Here is a 16,788-nt window from a genome sequence, read left to right as displayed (position 1 = left end):
ATGAAAAATATTGTATTTATTTGTGTTTTACTAATTTCTACTTGTGTGGTAGCTCAAGAAACTACCTCAAAAGGAGCCTGGCTTGAAAAATGGGAAAATAGTAAAAACTACCTCGTAGGTATAGCCGAAGCCATGCCTGAGGAACATTTTGATTTTAAACCTACCGAACGCCAGATGAGCTTTAAAGAGCAATTACTGCATATTAAAGGCAATATGGATTGGCTAAGTACTAGTTACTTCACCGATACTGAATTTAAACGTGAGAAAACCGAACTTCCCACAACCAAGGCAGAAACCATTGCGCTTCTGCTAGAAGCTTTTAACAACGCTGCTGCTATTGTAACAATGGCGCCAGACGAATCGCTAGCAGATACTGTAGATTTTTTTGCTGGACCTAAAAGCAAACTACAAATATTAAATTTGCTTCACGATCATGTAACGCACCATCGTGGACAATTAATTGTGTATCTTAACCTGAATGATATAAAACCACCTAGTTATTCTGGTTGGTAACAGAATTGGTTCTGTTACTTTTGTCAAGAATTAGTTCTGATTATGTAATTGCATAATTTCAGATATCTTTACTAGATAAAACCTAAATAATAGGTTCTCTTATTAAAAAAACATTTTTATGGGGTTACTAATACTCTACGCAGTACTTTCAATCTTTTTTTCGTTTCTCTGTTCTATCCTTGAAGCAGCGTTATTAAGTTTTACGCCAACATTTATTAAAATGAAAGCCTCTGAAGGTAAAGGCTATGCTGCCACCTTAGGACGTCTCAAAAAAGACATAGACAAACCTCTTATTGCAATTTTAACCATTAATACCATTGCCCACACTGTTGGCGCCATTCTTGTTGGTGTGCAAGCAGAGAAGCTCCCTTATAAATTTGAAATTTGGGGTATTAATATGGTGGGTATTGTTTCGGCAATCATGACGTTACTTATTCTAATTGTTTCAGAAATTATTCCAAAAACAATTGGCGCAACATACTGGCAGAAGCTAGGTTCTTTTACCGCTATATCGCTTAATGCTATAATGTTTCCGCTGAAATACACTGGTATTTTATGGTTGTTAACGTTAACCACAAAACTTATTGGTAAATCGGCACATGTAAGCACTATGAGCCGTGAAGAATTTTTAGCCATTACAGATGCGGCAGAACAAGAAGGTGTTTTTGAGGAGAATGAAAGCGCTGTGATTAAAAATCTGTTGGTGTTTAAGTCTATCCAAGCTAAAAATGTAATGACTCCATTTCCAGTAGTAATCATGGAAGACGAATCTGTAGACTTACATTCCTTTCGTGAAAATCACAAAAGTATTACGTTCTCACGTATTCCAGTTTATAAAGACAAAACTCACAACATAACAGGTTTTGTTCTAAAAGATGATATTCTTGAAGAATTGGTAGAAGACCATGGTAATAAGACCTTAGGTGATTTAAAGCGTGAAATTTCTATTGTGAGAGCTGAAAAACCAATCCCTGAACTTTTTGAAACATTCGTTAAACAACGTGCGCATATTGCCTTAGTGGTAGATGACTTCGGAAATACAATAGGTATTGTTACTATGGAAGATATTATTGAAACCTTGCTGGGCTTAGAAATCATGGACGAGAGCGACACCATAGAAGATATGCAAATCGCTGCCAGAAAAAATTGGGAACGTCGTGCAAAACGCATGGGAATTCAACTGCAAGAGCCTGAAAACGAAGATTAGACTGTTTTTGAAAGGTTGGGCAACATACTCAAGTTACGTAAAATAGTGTTGGTAAACTGAGATACATCATAGGGCTTTAGAATAATATCGTTCATGCCACACCCAATAATTTGCTTTCGTATTTCGTCTACTTCTACTGCCGTAAGCGCTACAATAGGGATGTTCTTGTTAAATACTCTAATTGCCTCTGTGGCTTCTATCCCGTTCATTTTAGGCATATGAATATCCATAAGTATTAGGTCGTATTCATTGTCTTTTACTTTTTCTACCGCTTCCACGCCGTCGTTTGCCAGACTACAGGTAAAATGTTTACTCTCAAGGATTTTTTGAGTGATTTTTTGGTTAATCTTATTGTCATCTACCACAAGAACGTGCAGATTTTCGAATAGGTGTTCTTCGGAAATAAGATCTTCTGTGGTGATTTCGCTTAGTTCCTGTATCTGCTCTGTTTTTAATTCATTCAATTTCAGTTGAAACGAAAAGGTTGCCCCTTCACCCAAATCACTTTCTAAATGTACTTTGCTATCAAAAAGCTGAAGTAATTTCATAACAATTGGTAAGCCAAGACCTGTACCTTGATAGTTATAATTTTTGTTTTCTACTTGAGAAAATTCATTGAAAATTTCTTCCTGTTTTTCTTTAGGAACACCAATACCATCATCCTTTACTACAAACTCTATGGTATGACTTCCGTCTTCGTTTGCAGATATTAGGTTGATAGACAGCCATATATTTCCGTTTTCATTAAATTTCACAGCATTCCCTACCAGATTCATCAAAATTTGAGAGAGTCGCACCGAATCGCCTAAAAACTGATTAGGTAAACGCTCGTCTACTGTTAAATGTAATTGATTGTTATGCTGTTGTAAGCTAAAAGCAAACGATCGCACAATATTATTGAGCAAGGTAGTAAGCTGAAAAGGAGTGCTCACCAATGCCAGCCCATTAGCATCCATTTTGTTAAGCGTTAAAACATCATTAATAAGCGCTAAAAGATAATCTGCCGAAAACTTAAGAGACTCTAAGTCGTTTTGGTGCGACTTTAATTTTTTGTCTTCTAAGAGTAAGGAAGACAGGCCAATTACGCCATAGAGCGGTGTTCTTAATTCGTGACTTACTGTAGAGAAAAATTGTGTTTTAAGTCGACTTAATTTCTCTGCCTCTTCTTTGGCTGTTGTAAGTTCTACATTGGTTTCTCGTAATTTAATTATGTTTCGTTTACGTGCCTTCGAAAGCATAAAAATAATGACAAAAGCAATGAGTAGCGCAACAGAAACCACTACCATGATGATATTTAAATCTTTAGACTTTTCTGCCAGTGCTTCTGAAAGGTTTTTTTCTTGTTCTGCTCGTACTACATCTTTCTGGTAATTTTTGAGTGCTAATTTAGCGCTCGCTTCTTCGATCGCCGCTTGTTGACCAGAAGCAAAAATTCGGTCTTTATAAAGTCGTTCTTCTTTTAGTGCCGCATTGGCTTGCTTGAAATACCCTGCGGCTTCGTACGCCTGCGCCAAATACATATTACTTTCAGAGCCTTGAATAATATAGTCCTTCTCCTTTGCTGTATTTGCTACTTCAGTTAATAGAAGTATTGCCTTTTGGTACTCGTTTCGCAAAAGATGATACCGTGCAAATTGAATATCAAGATTTAGGAGTAGCAGCGGGCTTTGTTCTTCAATTTTGGTTAGCTCTTTTGTTTTTTTCAGATATGGGTAGGCCTTGTCTGGCTTGTTTAGGTCTACATAGACCCAGCCAATATTCATATACTCAATAATATTTTTAATGTCGCCACCTTCTTTTTTCTTACGAATGTCGATTGCCTTTTTGTAATAGCCAATTGCCTTCTCTGCGTTAGTCCCCCCTGTCTCCCCAATTTTGTTTCCAAAAGAAGTATACGCCCAAGCAATGAGGCTATCTTCTTTAGACAACAGAGCGTGTTCTAGTGCTTTGTTACCATTGTAGCTTCCTTTCACACTGTCTTTTAAAACCCAACTATACATATGCCCTAGTTCTGTATATCCGCGAAACGCATAATAATGGTTCTTGGCATATGTCGCCTCTTCAATAAGTACCGTACCAACCTCGATGGTTTTGGCATAATTATGTGAGTAATAATAATCTCTACAGGTCTGAAGTAGAACCTCCAAGCTATCTTTAGAAATAGGTGTTTTATCTTGTGCTTGCGCAGGTAATACCATGCACATTAAAACGAAGAATGTAGGTAAAAATCGCTTCATGTTATAGATTTAAGGGGATGGCAATCTAGGCATAATCTACTGCAATTCAAAGTATTTGTAGCGAAGCGGTCATTTTTTGATAGAATTTACGTGTAAACACGTAATTTAGCAATCATGGAAATTGCACATTTACAAACCCCAATCGGAATGCTCGAAATAAAGGGCGATAGTAACGGGGTATCTGCTATTTCGTTTCTAGATGAAACTGAGTTGGATCATAAAAGTGTTCCAAAATCACTACAAATTGCAGTGCGAGAGTTAGAAGAATATTTCAGTAAAACAAGAACACAATTTAGCTTTCAACTAAACCCACAAGGCACCGATTTTCAGAAGAAAGTATGGAACGAACTATTATCTATACCTTTCGGAAAAACTACGTCTTATCAGCAGATGGCAAATCAATTAGGTGACCCTAAAGTAATTCGTGCCGCAGCTTCTGCCAACGGTAAAAACCCGGTAGCTATTGTAGTACCTTGTCATCGTGTAATTGGCAGCGATGGCTCTTTAACGGGCTATGCGGGAGGTTTGCATCGAAAAAAGTGGTTATTAGACCACGAAAGTCCAGTGACTCAAGGGAGTTTATTTTAATTGTAATTTATGAAGTATATCAAACGTTTTTTTAAATGGTTTCTTGGAATTTTAATGTTCTTAATAGTCCTTTCATACCTAACAGATTACGATTATATCTTAAAAGGAATTCGTGTAGTATATCTTACTGGGCATACCACAGCGTTTATAGACGATCATACGTATTTTGATAATGAAACTATTCCAGCCAGTCTGCAACCTCAAGCTTGGCCTGTTCATAAAGAGTTTAATAAGGCAAAATCTACCGAGAGGCTCGAAAGCACCCACCAAACATATGGTACAGTAGCATTTCTTATTATTAAAAGTGACAGTATTTGGCATGAGATGTACGCGGATGGCTACGGTGTAGGATCGCAAACTAATTCTTTCTCTATGGCGAAGTCCATTACATCGGCACTTTTAGGAAAAGCGATTAAAGATGGTCATATTTCTAGTCTGAATCAACCTGTTGGCGATTTTATTACAAAATTTGAGAATACTGAACTTACAGTTGGCGACCTCTCTTCTATGGCTAGTGGTTTAAATTGGGAGGAGAGTTATACCAGCCCTTTTAGTATTACTGCAAGATCTTATTACGACGATGATTTGGCCGAAACAATTCTTGGTCTTGAAGTAACCGATACGCCAGGAAAAGCGTTTAAATATTTAAGCGGAAATACCCAACTATTAGCCATGGTTATAGAAAAAGCCACTGGTAAAAGCCTAAAAGATTACCTTAGTGAAAGCTTCTGGAAACCTATGGGAGCCACCCAACCAGCACTTTGGCAAGTAGACGACGCAGACAACAGATTGGTAAAAGCATATTGTTGTATTGCAAGTAACGCACGTGATTTCGCTCGTTTCGGAAGGCTTTATAAAAATTTCGGAAAATGGAATGGCACCCAATTACTAGATTCTACTTTTATTGCCAAAAGTATACAACCCCGTTTTGACGACAGCCCAGAATACGGATACGGATTTTGGCTTAGTGAACATCTCGACAAGAAAATCTTTGTTATGCGTGGTATTTTAGGGCAGTATGTAATCACAATTCCTGAAGACGACATAATCATTGTTCGATTGGGGCATCAACGTGGTAGCCGTAGTGATATGCCTTTTAGCAGCGATTTTTACACCTACGTAGAAGAGGTATATGCTATGTTAGCATCAGATTACTAAAATTTCCGTTTTAAAAACCACAAGGTTCATGTCCCAAAAATTTTGTAATTTTAGGTAACTTCCCTACTTATTTATTAAACTATGCTACAACGCATTAACCTAGAGCACATCTTGTTTCTAGACATTGAAACTGTGCCTCAACTACCAACTTTTAATGAGTTAGACGGAGCCACGCAAACGCTATACGAGCAAAAAACTAAGTACCAACGAAAGGAAGATTTTACTGCCGAAGAGTTTTATGACCGCGCAGGTATCTGGGCAGAATTCGGTAAAATTGTGTGTATTTCAGTAGGGTATTTTACCTTTAAAGGTGAACGTAGGAAATTTCGGGTTACCAGTTTTCACGGAGCGGAAATTTCCATACTAAAAGAATTTAAAAACCTACTAGAAACTCATTTTAACAGACCGCAACATGTTTTGTGTGCTCATAATGGCAAAGAATTTGACTTTCCGTATATCGCAAGACGAATGATTATACACAAAATTCCGTTGCCTTCTAAGTTGAATCTCTTCGGAAAAAAGCCCTGGGAAGTACCACACTTAGACACTTTAGAACTCTGGAAGTTTGGTGACTATAAAACGTTTACTTCGTTGAAATTAATGGCGCACGTATTAGGCATACCTTCCCCAAAAGATGATATAGACGGTAGTCAGGTTTACGATGTTTACTACAAAGAAAAAGATATAGATCGTATTGTTACTTATTGCGAAAAAGATACGGTAACAGTAGCGCAAATTGTGTTACGACTTCGTAATGAATCGCTACTAACCGAAGATGAAGTTTTGTCTATCTAATGAAAAAACCCCACTCCAAAAATACAGGAGTGAGGTTTTCAATAAAACAGAATTAGTGGTTACTCTTTTATAAAACGGTCTATAAATTTCTTGCCGTCTTCTGCATTAATTTCAATCATATACATTCCGCTCTGTAAGCCAGATACGTCAATTTTAGAATTGAAGTCTCCTGAAAGCACGCGCTGACCAATAATATTAAATATTACATAGTCTGTTGGCTCTGCTTCAGAAATTTCAACATTTAAAGTCCCTCTGTTTACCGGGTTTGGATATAGGGTAAAGCCAGCAACAACAAGGTTGTTATCTCCTTGCGCATTGGCACCTCCGTTAGGTCCAAAACTCGCAGGGATTACCACTGTATAATCTTCTACCTCTCCATAGGTAAACGACTCACAAGCACTTGGAATTCCGTTGTACTTCATAGAAACTCGCATTCTCGTAGCTCCAGCAGAGGCTCCACTTGGTATGCTAAACGACCCTGTTATAGGCGTTGCTGTAGTAGCGTTTCGGCTGTATGCCAATTCTCCAGAATCTGTAAAGTCTCCATCTCGGTTCCAATCAACGAATACGGCGTATCCTTCTGAATAGATAGTACCCGTCCAAAGCGGTGTAATGGTGATAGAATTACTACTACTCAAGTTTGTTGAAAGACTAGTATAATCTCCATATCCACCTGATGAAGCTCCTGAAGCATTATTTATACTCCCTATTTGTACACGTTGTATATACTCATCGCTGGTATTGTTACCATTAGAGGCACAATATCCTGTTGGTGCTGGTCCGCCACCTCCGCCACCAGCGGTTAGTGAAATTCCGTCAATAGCAATATCTGCTTGCCATGTGCTTCCCGTTAAGCGATTAAATCGTAATTGAACTGTACCTCCGGCATATGCATTTAAGCTAACACTAGAGCTATTCCATTGGTTTCCTTTGTTCCCAGTTTCACTCCAAATTGAAGTCCAAGACGCACCATCTGTGCTTGCTTCTAATGCAATACTTCCCATGTCTGAAGCCCCGTACATGTGATAATTGAAGCTAAATGAAGCTTCAGTTTCACCAGATAAATCTATACATGGAGAATTCAAAATAGCACGTTTGTTAGGGTATCCTGTTCCGCTTCCAGAAGCTTCTACATACATATAGAAAGAACCTGGCGAACCACTGCTTGGTCCTGTATTACTTGAAGGAGTTCCTGAAGCATCTCGTGTCCAGTTAATATCGTCTGCAGTACTTTGTGTCCAAGCCCCTATTGAGCTCTCGAAACTTTCAGAATAACCCGTAGCAACACCATTGGTGCAACCACCGCCTCCGCCACCACCTGTAGTAGTTGCGTTTACTGAATTACTAAGTGCAGAATTATTTCCTGCTGCATCGAAAGCACGCACTTGGAAACTATAGGTTGTTCCAGCAACTAAGCCGGTTACGTTTGCCGTGTTTGAAGCAACAGTTCCAATGCTACTGCCATCTAAAAATACTTCGTAACCTGTTACTCCAACATTATCGTTAGATGCGTTCCAGTTTAATGTTACCGATGTATCTGCAATATTAGATACTGCTAGGTTGGTTGGAATTGTTGGTGCCTGCGTATCTGCAACTGAACCGCCTTCCATTTCAAACGCGTCTAATGCAATATCTGCCTGCCATGTGCTTCCTGTAACACGGTTAAAACGCATACGGAAATTGTTTTCTCCAGCGTAACTACCTAGGTCTATACTCTCTGCATTCCATTGGTTTCCTTTGTTTCCTGTTTGGTTCCAGATTGAGGTCCACGAAGTACCATCATCTGTACTAACTTCAAGGTCTATGCTTCCCATGTCTGCAGCACCATACATATGGTAGCTAAAGTTAAAGGTTGCATCATTTTGCCCACTTAAATCATAACAAGGAGAGTACAAAATTGCTCTTTTGTTGGGGTAGTTAGGAGAAGATGCCTCAACATATACATAAAAGCTTCCATCTGCTCCACTGGCAGGACCCGTATTACTTGATGGAGTTCCAGCAGAATCTCTTGTCCAATCTAAATCGTCTTGAGTAGACTGTGACCAATCTCCAAAGTTAGATTCAAAACTTTCACTATCTGGGTAACTAGATACCGTACCAGAGCATGCTTCTGGTGTAGGAGGCCCTTGACAACCGCTTACAAAAGATGTAGTTTGGTCTGTGTTTGTATTGGTACCACCATTGGTGTTTTCATTGGCATTAAGCCCAACACCTCTTGCTGCAAAAACATCCCAGATTAGACAGTTATACTGACCTCCATATAAATCTTGATCTGCTTGTAAAATCCCATCTCGTCCTGAGACAAACCCTGGATTGTTGGCTGTGTTTTTCAATCCTTCAATAACCAGTGCCATTGCGATATTGTTTCCACCTGTTCCATTATAGAAATCGGTATCGAAACCTTCTTGAGCGATTAATGCCCAGTTCATATCCCACAGAATTGTAGCCCATGCGTATCCAACACCATGTGGTACTGCAAGGCTGTTTATGTCTGCGTAGGTAGTTCCATTAATAGAAGTATTAGTAGAATACGGAGTTGGTCTAATTCCACCACCGTTAGAGTTTTCACCTAGTGCGAAGTTTCCGATACCTCTCGCATCACCTCCGCTATCTCCAGTCTTCATTGTTAACATAAGACCAAAAAAGTCACTCCATCCTTCTCCCATTTGCTCAGAACCGCCTAGTGCGTTTGTTCCAGGACCTCCAACCAAACGTGTAGAGATACCATGTCCATATTCGTGAGCGATAATTCCGTTATCAAAATCCCCGTCTGTTTGTGGGTTGGTGGTTGTCCATAAGAACATTTGCATTCTTGGGTTTGAACCATCTGGTGGCGTTCCGAAGTTTGCGTTATTGGTACCGCTTCCATCTTGGGCATCTGCGATTACACTATCACTTCCAAGACCACCATTTCCATAGTTATTTTCTTGAAAGTTACCTGAGGCTTCATTAAAACCATATTGGTAGTATACATCGTGCATGATGTTATTCCAGTAAAACAAATTTGTAATTGCCGCGTCACGATACGTGCTTGGCTGATTGTTAAAATTAATTGGAAAGTTAAAGTCTAGACCTGCATTTCCATTAGGAGAATATCCAGTTCCGTTGTTTCCGTTGGCGTCTTCCATTGCCCAGCAGTTATTACCACGTGTTATGGTATATTCTGCGCCATTTGCACCATTGGTGTCATGCCAGCCATATGGCGATGCATTCAAGTCTTGTGGATCGTTAACCACCGTGCGACCTCCATCTAAAGGACTTTCTTTTGGCATAGCGTATACATTGTAACTTTCACCTGCAAGAAAGTTAGCAGGTCCTTCAACCGTTGGTAATTCTTCAAGAAGCATTGAATCTCCGTCGTGATTATGTGTTTCGTGTGTATCACCCCAATTGCAAGTAATCACCCAGTCTTCTGTACGGAGTACTTGCCCATTCGTAGCGTCTATGTTTTCATTCCACCAGTGTTGTCCATCGTGTTGGTAAAAACTCACGTTCCATACCAAGCGTAATGTATTATTGTGAAGTTGGTACATTTCTCTGACTTTAATTGGAGCTCCCGCTGCACGAGAATCTTCAAAAACGTAGACTCCTTCGGCATTTCGGCTACCTATTAAGGTTGGACGAATAAGATTGTGGTTTTGCACTGTTTTCATCACTGCTTCTTGAGCCGAAATTGCAGCACTTGTGGTAGCCAATTTGGTTTCTGTGTTGGTAATAAATTGATCTACCATGTAAGTTACTGTGCCATTATTAATGGTAAGCTTATACGAAGCGTATTGAATAGGCACATTATTCACCATCTGCTGTACATATACATGTGTAATGTTTTGGTTTAGCGATGGAACAATATCTGTAATTTTAAATTGAGCTAAATCTGCTTCCGAGAAGTGAGATTCACCTTTTAAAATGTTGAAATAATTTTGCACCACACTTTCTACTGAAGTCTGTGCAAATGTACTGGAGCCAAGAAGGCCAAGCAGTACTGCGAAAAGATAAAATTTTTTCATTTTCTGATAATTAAATTGAATTAGTAAAGTTTGTTTTTAAGGGGAGGTCTGCCGTATCTCATGTTGTTGATATGGTTACGTTCATTTCTCTCAATAGAAGGCAAGAAAGTACCTAAAAGAAGTAATGTGGATTCATAGATTGGAGGTTTAATGTGCGTAAATACGTTCAAAAAAGGATAAATAGCTTACTACCAATAATTTAAATATAGAAGCTAATCACACCCTATTCTTAATAAATTGGCAATTAAATTGCTAATTTTTTGCATTAAGAGCATCAAATAAAACCATTTTTTACGAATTACAAAATTATATTCGACGAAACGCATTATGTTTTTATTAACAATCTCTTTCTTACATCTAAATTCCTACGGATTTAGTAGGGTTATACAGATTTAGCACCCTATTTTAAAATTGTATCTTTGGATTATATGTCTCAAGAAAAGTTGCTAGAAATTCAAAATCTTTCTATTTCCTTCGGAAATAAGAAGAAAAAAACTGAAGTCGTTCACGAAATCTCGCTGGAGATTTTAAGCAATGAAATTGTTGGCATTGTTGGTGAATCTGGGTCGGGAAAATCGGTTACCTCCTTGGCTGTAATGGGACTACTTCCGAAGAAAACTTCTAACCTCTCTGGCAACATCATTTTTCAAGGTGAAAACCTGTTAACTATAAAAGAAAAAGAGTTTCAGAAACTTCGTGGCAATGCTATTTCTATGATTTTTCAGGAACCTATGAGTGCTTTAAATCCATCGTTACAATGCGGATTTCAGGTTGCTGAAATTTTAAAACAACACACTACCTTATCTACTTCCGAAGTAAAAAAAGAAACACTTCAATTATTCGAAAAAGTTAAGTTGCCAAGACCCAATGAAATTTACAATAGTTATCCGCATCAAATTAGCGGGGGGCAAATGCAACGTGTAATGATTGCCATGGCAATTGCTTGCAAACCGAAATTATTAATTGCAGACGAACCCACAACAGCTTTAGATGTAACTGTACAAAAAGAAATTTTAGAGCTGCTGAAAGAGCTTCAAAAAGATACCGGCATGAGTATGATTTTTATCTCTCACGATTTAAGCTTAGTTTCTGAAATTGCCGACCGTGTTGTTGTTATGTATAAAGGTTCAATTGTTGAAACGGGTAGTGTCTATCAAATATTTAAACAGCCTAAGGCACAATACACCAAAGCGCTTCTCAACTCACGACCTTCTTTACGTACACGTTTGGAAACACTCCCAACCATTGCTTCTCTAGCAGATAAATCTTTTGTAGCAAAAGAAGTAACCCCTCAGCAGCGTGCGCTAAAGCATAAAAACCTCTATACAAAAGAGCCTCTACTCACGGTAAAAAATGTGTCTAAGGAATATTATAGCAATGCCGGTATATTTCAGAAAAAACGAACCGTAAAAGCAGTAAATCAAGTTTCTTTTTCTGTTTTTCCAGGAGAGACTTTAGGATTGGTAGGTGAATCTGGTTGCGGAAAATCTACGCTCGGAAAAACAATTCTTCAACTTGAAAGAGCAACCAAGGGAAGCATTTATTACCGAGGTAAAGACCTTACATCGCTTTCTAAGAAAGATGTTAGGCATTTGAGAAAGGAAATTCAGCTTATTTTTCAAGACCCGTATTCGTCTTTAAATCCGCGTATCTTAATTGGTGAGGCGCTCATGGAACCAATGGAGGTTCACAATATTGAATCATCTCCCAAAAAAAGGAAACAACGTGTTTTAGCGTTATTAACAAAGGTCGGACTAGATGAGACGTATTTTTCTCGTTATCCGCACGAACTTTCTGGCGGACAAAGACAGCGTGTGGGTATTGCTCGTACCATTGCCATGGAGCCTAAATTAGTAATTTGCGACGAGAGTGTTTCGGCGCTAGATATTTCGGTGCAGGCGCAAGTACTCAATTTGCTTAATGAGCTAAAAGATGCTTTTGGGTTTACCTATATATTTATTTCTCACGATTTGGCTGTGGTGAAATTTATGGCAGATCAACTTTTAGTGATGAATCAAGGAAAAATAGAAGAGCTGGGTGATGCCGATGAAATTTATGCCAATCCTACAAAAGCATACACCAAAAAGCTTATAGATGCAATCCCAAAAGGAATCTAATTACGCATGAAATCGCGTGTTTCATCAAAGTACGACTATATAAACGATAGCTGAATTAATATTTTCTATATAAAAACCATAAAAAAATCCCGTTCTAACCTCACAAAGAACGGGATTTACTATTTGAATCTATGATAGATTCGGGGGTAATAAACTCTGAAATAACTACCTGTAGGTAGGTAGAAATTACATCAACAAAAAAACTTTTTTAGCAACATACATTACACTCTTAATTAAATGAAACGTACGTTTAACACTCTTAACAATAGATAACATAAGTAGGTTTTAGTCGGTTAATTTTTGGGACTGCTAATATGCGTGGAAATTTCAGAATAAACGATTAAAGACATTTTAAATCGATGAAATGCACTATTTTTTAACTTATGACACATACAATTAAGTATTTTCCTACGTTTAGGCGCAAAAAAACCTCATCTTGAGATGAGGTTTATATTCTATATTTCTTGAAGTTTCAATTAAATTTGCATCTCAGGAACTGAATTTGGCACTATTAAATTTCCTTCTGTTGCTTGCTGTATTTCTTCAACAGACACTCCAGGTGCTCTTTCTAACAGATGAAACGATCCATCTTTTATTTCAATAACGGCTAAGTTGGTTACTATTTTCTTTACACAATTTACACCTGTAAGTGGGAGTGAACATTCTTTTAGCAATTTAGACGCGCCGGCACGATTGGTATGCATCATTGCCACAATTATATTTTCGGCAGAGGCTACTAAGTCCATTGCACCTCCCATTCCTTTTACCATTTTTCCAGGAATCTTCCAGTTAGCAATATCTCCATTTTGAGCAACTTCCATTGCTCCTAGAATAGTAAGGTCTACGTGTTGACCTCGAATCATAGAGAAGCTCATTGCCGAATCAAAAAACGAAGCACCTGGCAAGGCGGTGATTGTTTGTTTTCCCGCATTAATAAGGTCTGGATCTTCTTCTCCTTCAAAAGGAAATGGTCCCATTCCTAAAATACCATTTTCACTTTGAAACTCGACTTCAATATCGTCTCGTACAAAATTAGCTACTAGCGTAGGTATCCCAATACCTAAGTTTACATAGAATCCACTTTGTACTTCTTGCGCAATGCGCTGTGCAATTTGTTCTTTACTTAACATTAGTTTCTTGGTCTTACGGTTCGTTGTTCTATTCTCTTTTCATACTTCTCGCCTTGAAATATACGCTGTACAAAAATCCCAGGGATGTGTACCTCATTGGGGTCTAAGCTCCCAACAGGAAGTAATTCTTCTACCTCAGCCACCGTTATATTTGCAGCGCCACACATGTTTGGATTAAAATTTCTAGCAGTACCTTTAAATATTAGGTTTCCGGCGGCGTCTCCTTTCCAAGCTTTCACAAAAGCAAAGTCTGCTTTAAAAGCATGTTCTAAAATATGCATCTTCCCATTAAATTCTCTAGATTCTTTGCCCTCTGCAACCTCAGTACCATAACCCGCTGGAGTGTAAAAGGCTGGGATACCACTTTGTGCAGCCCTAGCCCGTTGTGCCAGGGTGCCTTGGGGTATTAACTCAACTTCCAGCTCTCCACTTAGCATTTGGCGCTCAAATTCTGCATTCTCGCCAACATATGACGAAATCATTTTCTTGATTTGTTTTTTCTGAAGTAGCTGTCCCAATCCGAAATCGTCTACACCTGCATTATTAGAAATACAAGTAACATTTTTTACATGCAGTCGTACGAGTTCGGCTATGGCATTTTCTGGTATTCCGCTAAGGCCAAAACCACCTAGCATGAAGGTCATGCCATCTGCTATTCCTTTACATGCTTCAGCAACATTGGCAACTGTTTTATTAATCATATCTATGTACTAATCTGTTAAAAATCGAATTCATCTGGAATTTCATCCCCATTATTTGAGTTTTTATATTCGTTACAATCTGTAACGATTGAAATTTTTGACGGTTTTTTAAATCGCCCATCAGAGACATCTAAATCTTCATCGGCATAACAACTCTTCATATACATTGCCCAAATTGGTAATGCCATGGTGGCTCCTTGTCCGTAAGAGGTGCTACCAAAATGCGTAGCGCGGTCTTCTCCTCCTACCCAAACTCCGGTAACCAAATTGGGTACCATTCCCATAAACCAACCATCACTGTTGTTTTGTGTAGTTCCCGTTTTACCGGCGATAGGGTTTTTAAAATCGTATGGATATCCAGTAATAACTTCCTTGTACATTCTAGAGCTTCTCCAAGTACCTCGAAGACGCGACCCCGAACCTGATTGGGTTACCCCTTCCATTAAACTTAGTGTAACATAGGCAGTTTCTGCACTAATAACATCTCTAGTTTCAGGTACATTTTGATACAATACCGTTCCGTTTTTGTCTTCGATGCGCGTTATAAGGTTGGGTTTAATATATACCCCTTGATTAGCAAATGTGCTGTAAGCGCCAACCATTTCATATAAGGTTACATCTGGTGTCCCTAATGCAATAGAAGGTGCTTCTGGAATGTCTGAAATATCAACTCCCATTTTCTCAACCAATTCAATTACTGGTTTTGGACCAACTCTATCTATAAGTCGTGCTGTAATGGTATTTACAGATTGAGCCAACGCATTTTTTAATGTCATCATTTCTCCGTAGCCACCTCCAGCGTTTTTTGGAGTCCAAGGTTTTAGTAAACCATATTTTCCTGCCTCAATGGTGTAAGGCGTGTTGGGCAATGTATCGCAAGGCGACATGTGCATTTGGTCTATGGCTGTAGCATACACAAAGGGCTTAAACGTAGAACCAATTTGCCGCTGTCCTGTTCGCACCATATCGTACTTAAAGTTTTTATAGTCTGCTCCACCTACCCAGGCTTTTACTTCACCTGTCTGCGGATCCATAGACATCATTCCAGCTCGTAAAATAGATTTATAATAGCGCAGAGAATCCATTGGCGTCATTATGGTGTCTATATAGCGATCTTTATTGGCCCAAGTAAAGATGCGCATCTTGGTTTTCTTTTTAAAACTGGCTAGTATTTCTTTTTCAGATTTTCCTTGTTTCTCCATTTCGCGCCAACGGTCTGAACGTCTCATACCTGAGTTCATAATGCCTTCTATTTCTTCTTCGGAAATATCTCTAAATGGCGTTATTTTATTTTTTTCATTCTGAGAATCGAATTCTTTTTGAAGGTTAATCATATGCGCTGTCATTGCTTCCTCTGCATATTCTTGCATTTTAGAGTCTAGAGTTACAAACACCTTCATGCCATCACTATCTATATTGTAAAGAGAGCCATCGGGTTTTGGGTTTTCTTTAGCCCATTGCTTCATATAACCACGCACATATTCTCTAAAGTAGGTTGCTATTCCTTCATCATGATCTTGAGGTTTAAAGTTAAGCCCAAGTGGCAGTGCTTGCAACGAATCTTTTACTTTTTCTGTGATAAAGTCGTATTTCGCCATTTGTGCTAGCACCACATTTCTTCGATTTGTAACACCTACTGGGTTTCTCACGGGATTGTACAACGAAGAGTTTTTAAACATCCCAACTAGCATAGCAGACTCTACCGTAGTTAGTTCTGATGGCGGTTTATCGAAATAGATGTTTGCGGCAGACTCTATACCAATGGCTAAGTTTAGGAAATCATACGTATTAAAATACATGGTAATGATTTCATCTTTGGTGTACCTACGTTCTAGTCGGGTAGCAATCACCCATTCTTTTATTTTCTGGACCCCACGTTCAAATTTATTTTTTGAAACCTGATCTGTAAAAAATTGCTTTGCCAATTGTTGGGTAATTGTACTTGCGCCTCCTTTGGTGCCCAAAAAAGCGACAGCTCTAATAGAACCTTTAGCATCAATTCCAGAATGATCGTAAAAGCGTACATCTTCGGTAGCAATTAAAGCATTGACTAGATGATCTGGCAGGTCTTCAAATTGCACTGGCGTACGATTATCTTTAAAAAACTTACCAATTACAACACCGTCTGTTGAAACAATTTGCGTTGCTAAATCTTTTTCTGGGTTTTCTAAACTCGTTTCGTCAGGCAAGGCTCCAAAAACACCCCATGAAGCTAGTAAGAAAATTAAAAACACAAGTAGCACCCCTGCTCCCATAATTTTCCAGATGAGTTTACGATATTTCCCTTCCGAGTTGTTAGATTTTTTCTTTGCTGTTTTTTTTGTCGTTGTCATGG

Annotated in this window: 11 protein-coding genes; 6 read left to right on the top strand and 5 right to left on the bottom strand. The window is 38.6% G+C overall.

What is annotated here, in order from left to right; translation table 11 throughout:
- Positions 1-513 carry a DinB family protein gene (locus G5B37_RS10515; RefSeq protein WP_164679989.1) on the top strand — a complete coding sequence of 171 codons (513 nt, stop codon included), beginning with the start codon at positions 1-3 and terminating at the stop codon, positions 511-513.
- Positions 514-631: 118 nt separating this feature from the next.
- Positions 632-1,720, top strand: coding sequence for a CNNM domain-containing protein (locus G5B37_RS10510; RefSeq protein WP_164679988.1), 1,089 nt, complete (start codon positions 632-634; stop codon positions 1,718-1,720).
- On the opposite strand, the gene G5B37_RS10505 is transcribed toward G5B37_RS10510, so the two are convergent.
- On the bottom strand, positions 1,717-3,957 hold the full coding sequence (locus G5B37_RS10505) for a tetratricopeptide repeat-containing hybrid sensor histidine kinase/response regulator (RefSeq protein ID WP_164679987.1): 2,241 nt from the start codon (positions 3,955-3,957) through the stop codon (positions 1,717-1,719). The two genes, G5B37_RS10510 and G5B37_RS10505, sit on opposite strands and share 4 nt — an antisense overlap.
- A gap of 114 nt (positions 3,958-4,071) precedes the next feature.
- Here G5B37_RS10505 and G5B37_RS10500 point away from each other — a divergent pair, with 114 nt between their 5' ends.
- From G5B37_RS10500 to G5B37_RS10490, 3 genes are all read left to right on the top strand, one after another.
- A complete protein-coding gene (locus tag G5B37_RS10500) occupies positions 4,072-4,545 on the top strand; it encodes a methylated-DNA--[protein]-cysteine S-methyltransferase (protein ID WP_164679986.1) in 474 nt (157 codons plus the stop codon).
- Between the two features lie 9 nt (positions 4,546-4,554).
- The gene (locus tag G5B37_RS10495) at positions 4,555-5,703 is read left to right on the top strand and encodes a serine hydrolase domain-containing protein (RefSeq protein ID WP_164679985.1); all 1,149 of its coding nucleotides are present in this window, start codon (positions 4,555-4,557) and stop codon (positions 5,701-5,703) included.
- A gap of 81 nt (positions 5,704-5,784) precedes the next feature.
- Positions 5,785-6,498 carry a 3'-5' exonuclease gene (locus tag G5B37_RS10490; RefSeq protein ID WP_164679984.1) on the top strand — a complete coding sequence of 238 codons (714 nt, stop codon included), beginning with the start codon at positions 5,785-5,787 and terminating at the stop codon, positions 6,496-6,498.
- A gap of 59 nt (positions 6,499-6,557) precedes the next feature.
- Here G5B37_RS10490 and G5B37_RS10485 read toward each other — a convergent pair whose 3' ends face one another.
- Positions 6,558-10,505, bottom strand: a complete 3,948-nt coding sequence (locus tag G5B37_RS10485) for a M36 family metallopeptidase (protein ID WP_164679983.1) — start codon at positions 10,503-10,505, stop codon at positions 6,558-6,560.
- 428 nt (positions 10,506-10,933) lie between these two features.
- On the opposite strand from G5B37_RS10485, the gene G5B37_RS10480 reads away from it, so the two are divergent.
- Positions 10,934-12,622, top strand: a complete 1,689-nt coding sequence (locus G5B37_RS10480) for an ABC transporter ATP-binding protein (RefSeq protein WP_164679982.1) — start codon at positions 10,934-10,936, stop codon at positions 12,620-12,622.
- 476 nt (positions 12,623-13,098) lie between these two features.
- On the opposite strand, the gene G5B37_RS10475 is transcribed toward G5B37_RS10480, so the two are convergent.
- Genes G5B37_RS10475 through G5B37_RS10465 form a run of 3 tightly spaced genes read right to left on the bottom strand, consistent with a single transcriptional unit; the run spans position 13,099 to position 16,786 of the window.
- Positions 13,099-13,752: a CoA transferase subunit B gene (locus G5B37_RS10475; protein WP_164679981.1), complete on the bottom strand. Its 654-nt coding sequence runs from the start codon at positions 13,750-13,752 to the stop codon at positions 13,099-13,101.
- Positions 13,752-14,453 (bottom strand): CoA transferase subunit A, encoded by a 702-nt coding sequence (locus tag G5B37_RS10470; RefSeq protein WP_164679980.1) that lies wholly within the window; start codon positions 14,451-14,453, stop codon positions 13,752-13,754. Before G5B37_RS10470 ends, G5B37_RS10475 begins: the two co-directional genes overlap by 1 nt.
- 17 nt (positions 14,454-14,470) lie before the next feature.
- Positions 14,471-16,786, bottom strand: a complete 2,316-nt coding sequence (locus tag G5B37_RS10465) for a penicillin-binding protein 1A (RefSeq protein ID WP_164679979.1) — start codon at positions 16,784-16,786, stop codon at positions 14,471-14,473.
- Positions 16,787-16,788: the final 2 nt, after the last annotated feature.

Source organism: Rasiella rasia, assembly GCF_011044175.1.
Taxonomy (GTDB): Bacteria; Bacteroidota; Bacteroidia; order Flavobacteriales; family Flavobacteriaceae; genus Marinirhabdus; species Marinirhabdus rasia.
Note: the sequence above shows the minus strand (reverse complement) of the source record. Positions and strands in the feature narration are given on the sequence as shown.

What these genes read in the sequence shown, in the direction of transcription:
- G5B37_RS10515 (WP_164679989.1), top strand. Translation starts at nt 1, where the DNA reads ATGAAAAATATTGTATTTATTTGTGTTTTACTAATTTCTACTTGTGTG.
- G5B37_RS10510 (WP_164679988.1), top strand. Translation starts at nt 632, where the DNA reads ATGGGGTTACTAATACTCTACGCAGTACTTTCAATCTTTTTTTCGTTT.
- G5B37_RS10505 (WP_164679987.1), bottom strand. Translation starts at nt 3,957, where the DNA reads ATGAAGCGATTTTTACCTACATTCTTCGTTTTAATGTGCATGGTATTA.
- G5B37_RS10500 (WP_164679986.1), top strand. Translation starts at nt 4,072, where the DNA reads ATGGAAATTGCACATTTACAAACCCCAATCGGAATGCTCGAAATAAAG.
- G5B37_RS10495 (WP_164679985.1), top strand. Translation starts at nt 4,555, where the DNA reads ATGAAGTATATCAAACGTTTTTTTAAATGGTTTCTTGGAATTTTAATG.
- G5B37_RS10490 (WP_164679984.1), top strand. Translation starts at nt 5,785, where the DNA reads ATGCTACAACGCATTAACCTAGAGCACATCTTGTTTCTAGACATTGAA.
- G5B37_RS10485 (WP_164679983.1), bottom strand. Translation starts at nt 10,505, where the DNA reads ATGAAAAAATTTTATCTTTTCGCAGTACTGCTTGGCCTTCTTGGCTCC.
- G5B37_RS10480 (WP_164679982.1), top strand. Translation starts at nt 10,934, where the DNA reads ATGTCTCAAGAAAAGTTGCTAGAAATTCAAAATCTTTCTATTTCCTTC.
- G5B37_RS10475 (WP_164679981.1), bottom strand. Translation starts at nt 13,752, where the DNA reads ATGTTAAGTAAAGAACAAATTGCACAGCGCATTGCGCAAGAAGTACAA.
- G5B37_RS10470 (WP_164679980.1), bottom strand. Translation starts at nt 14,453, where the DNA reads ATGATTAATAAAACAGTTGCCAATGTTGCTGAAGCATGTAAAGGAATA.
- G5B37_RS10465 (WP_164679979.1), bottom strand. Translation starts at nt 16,786, where the DNA reads ATGACAACGACAAAAAAAACAGCAAAGAAAAAATCTAACAACTCGGAA.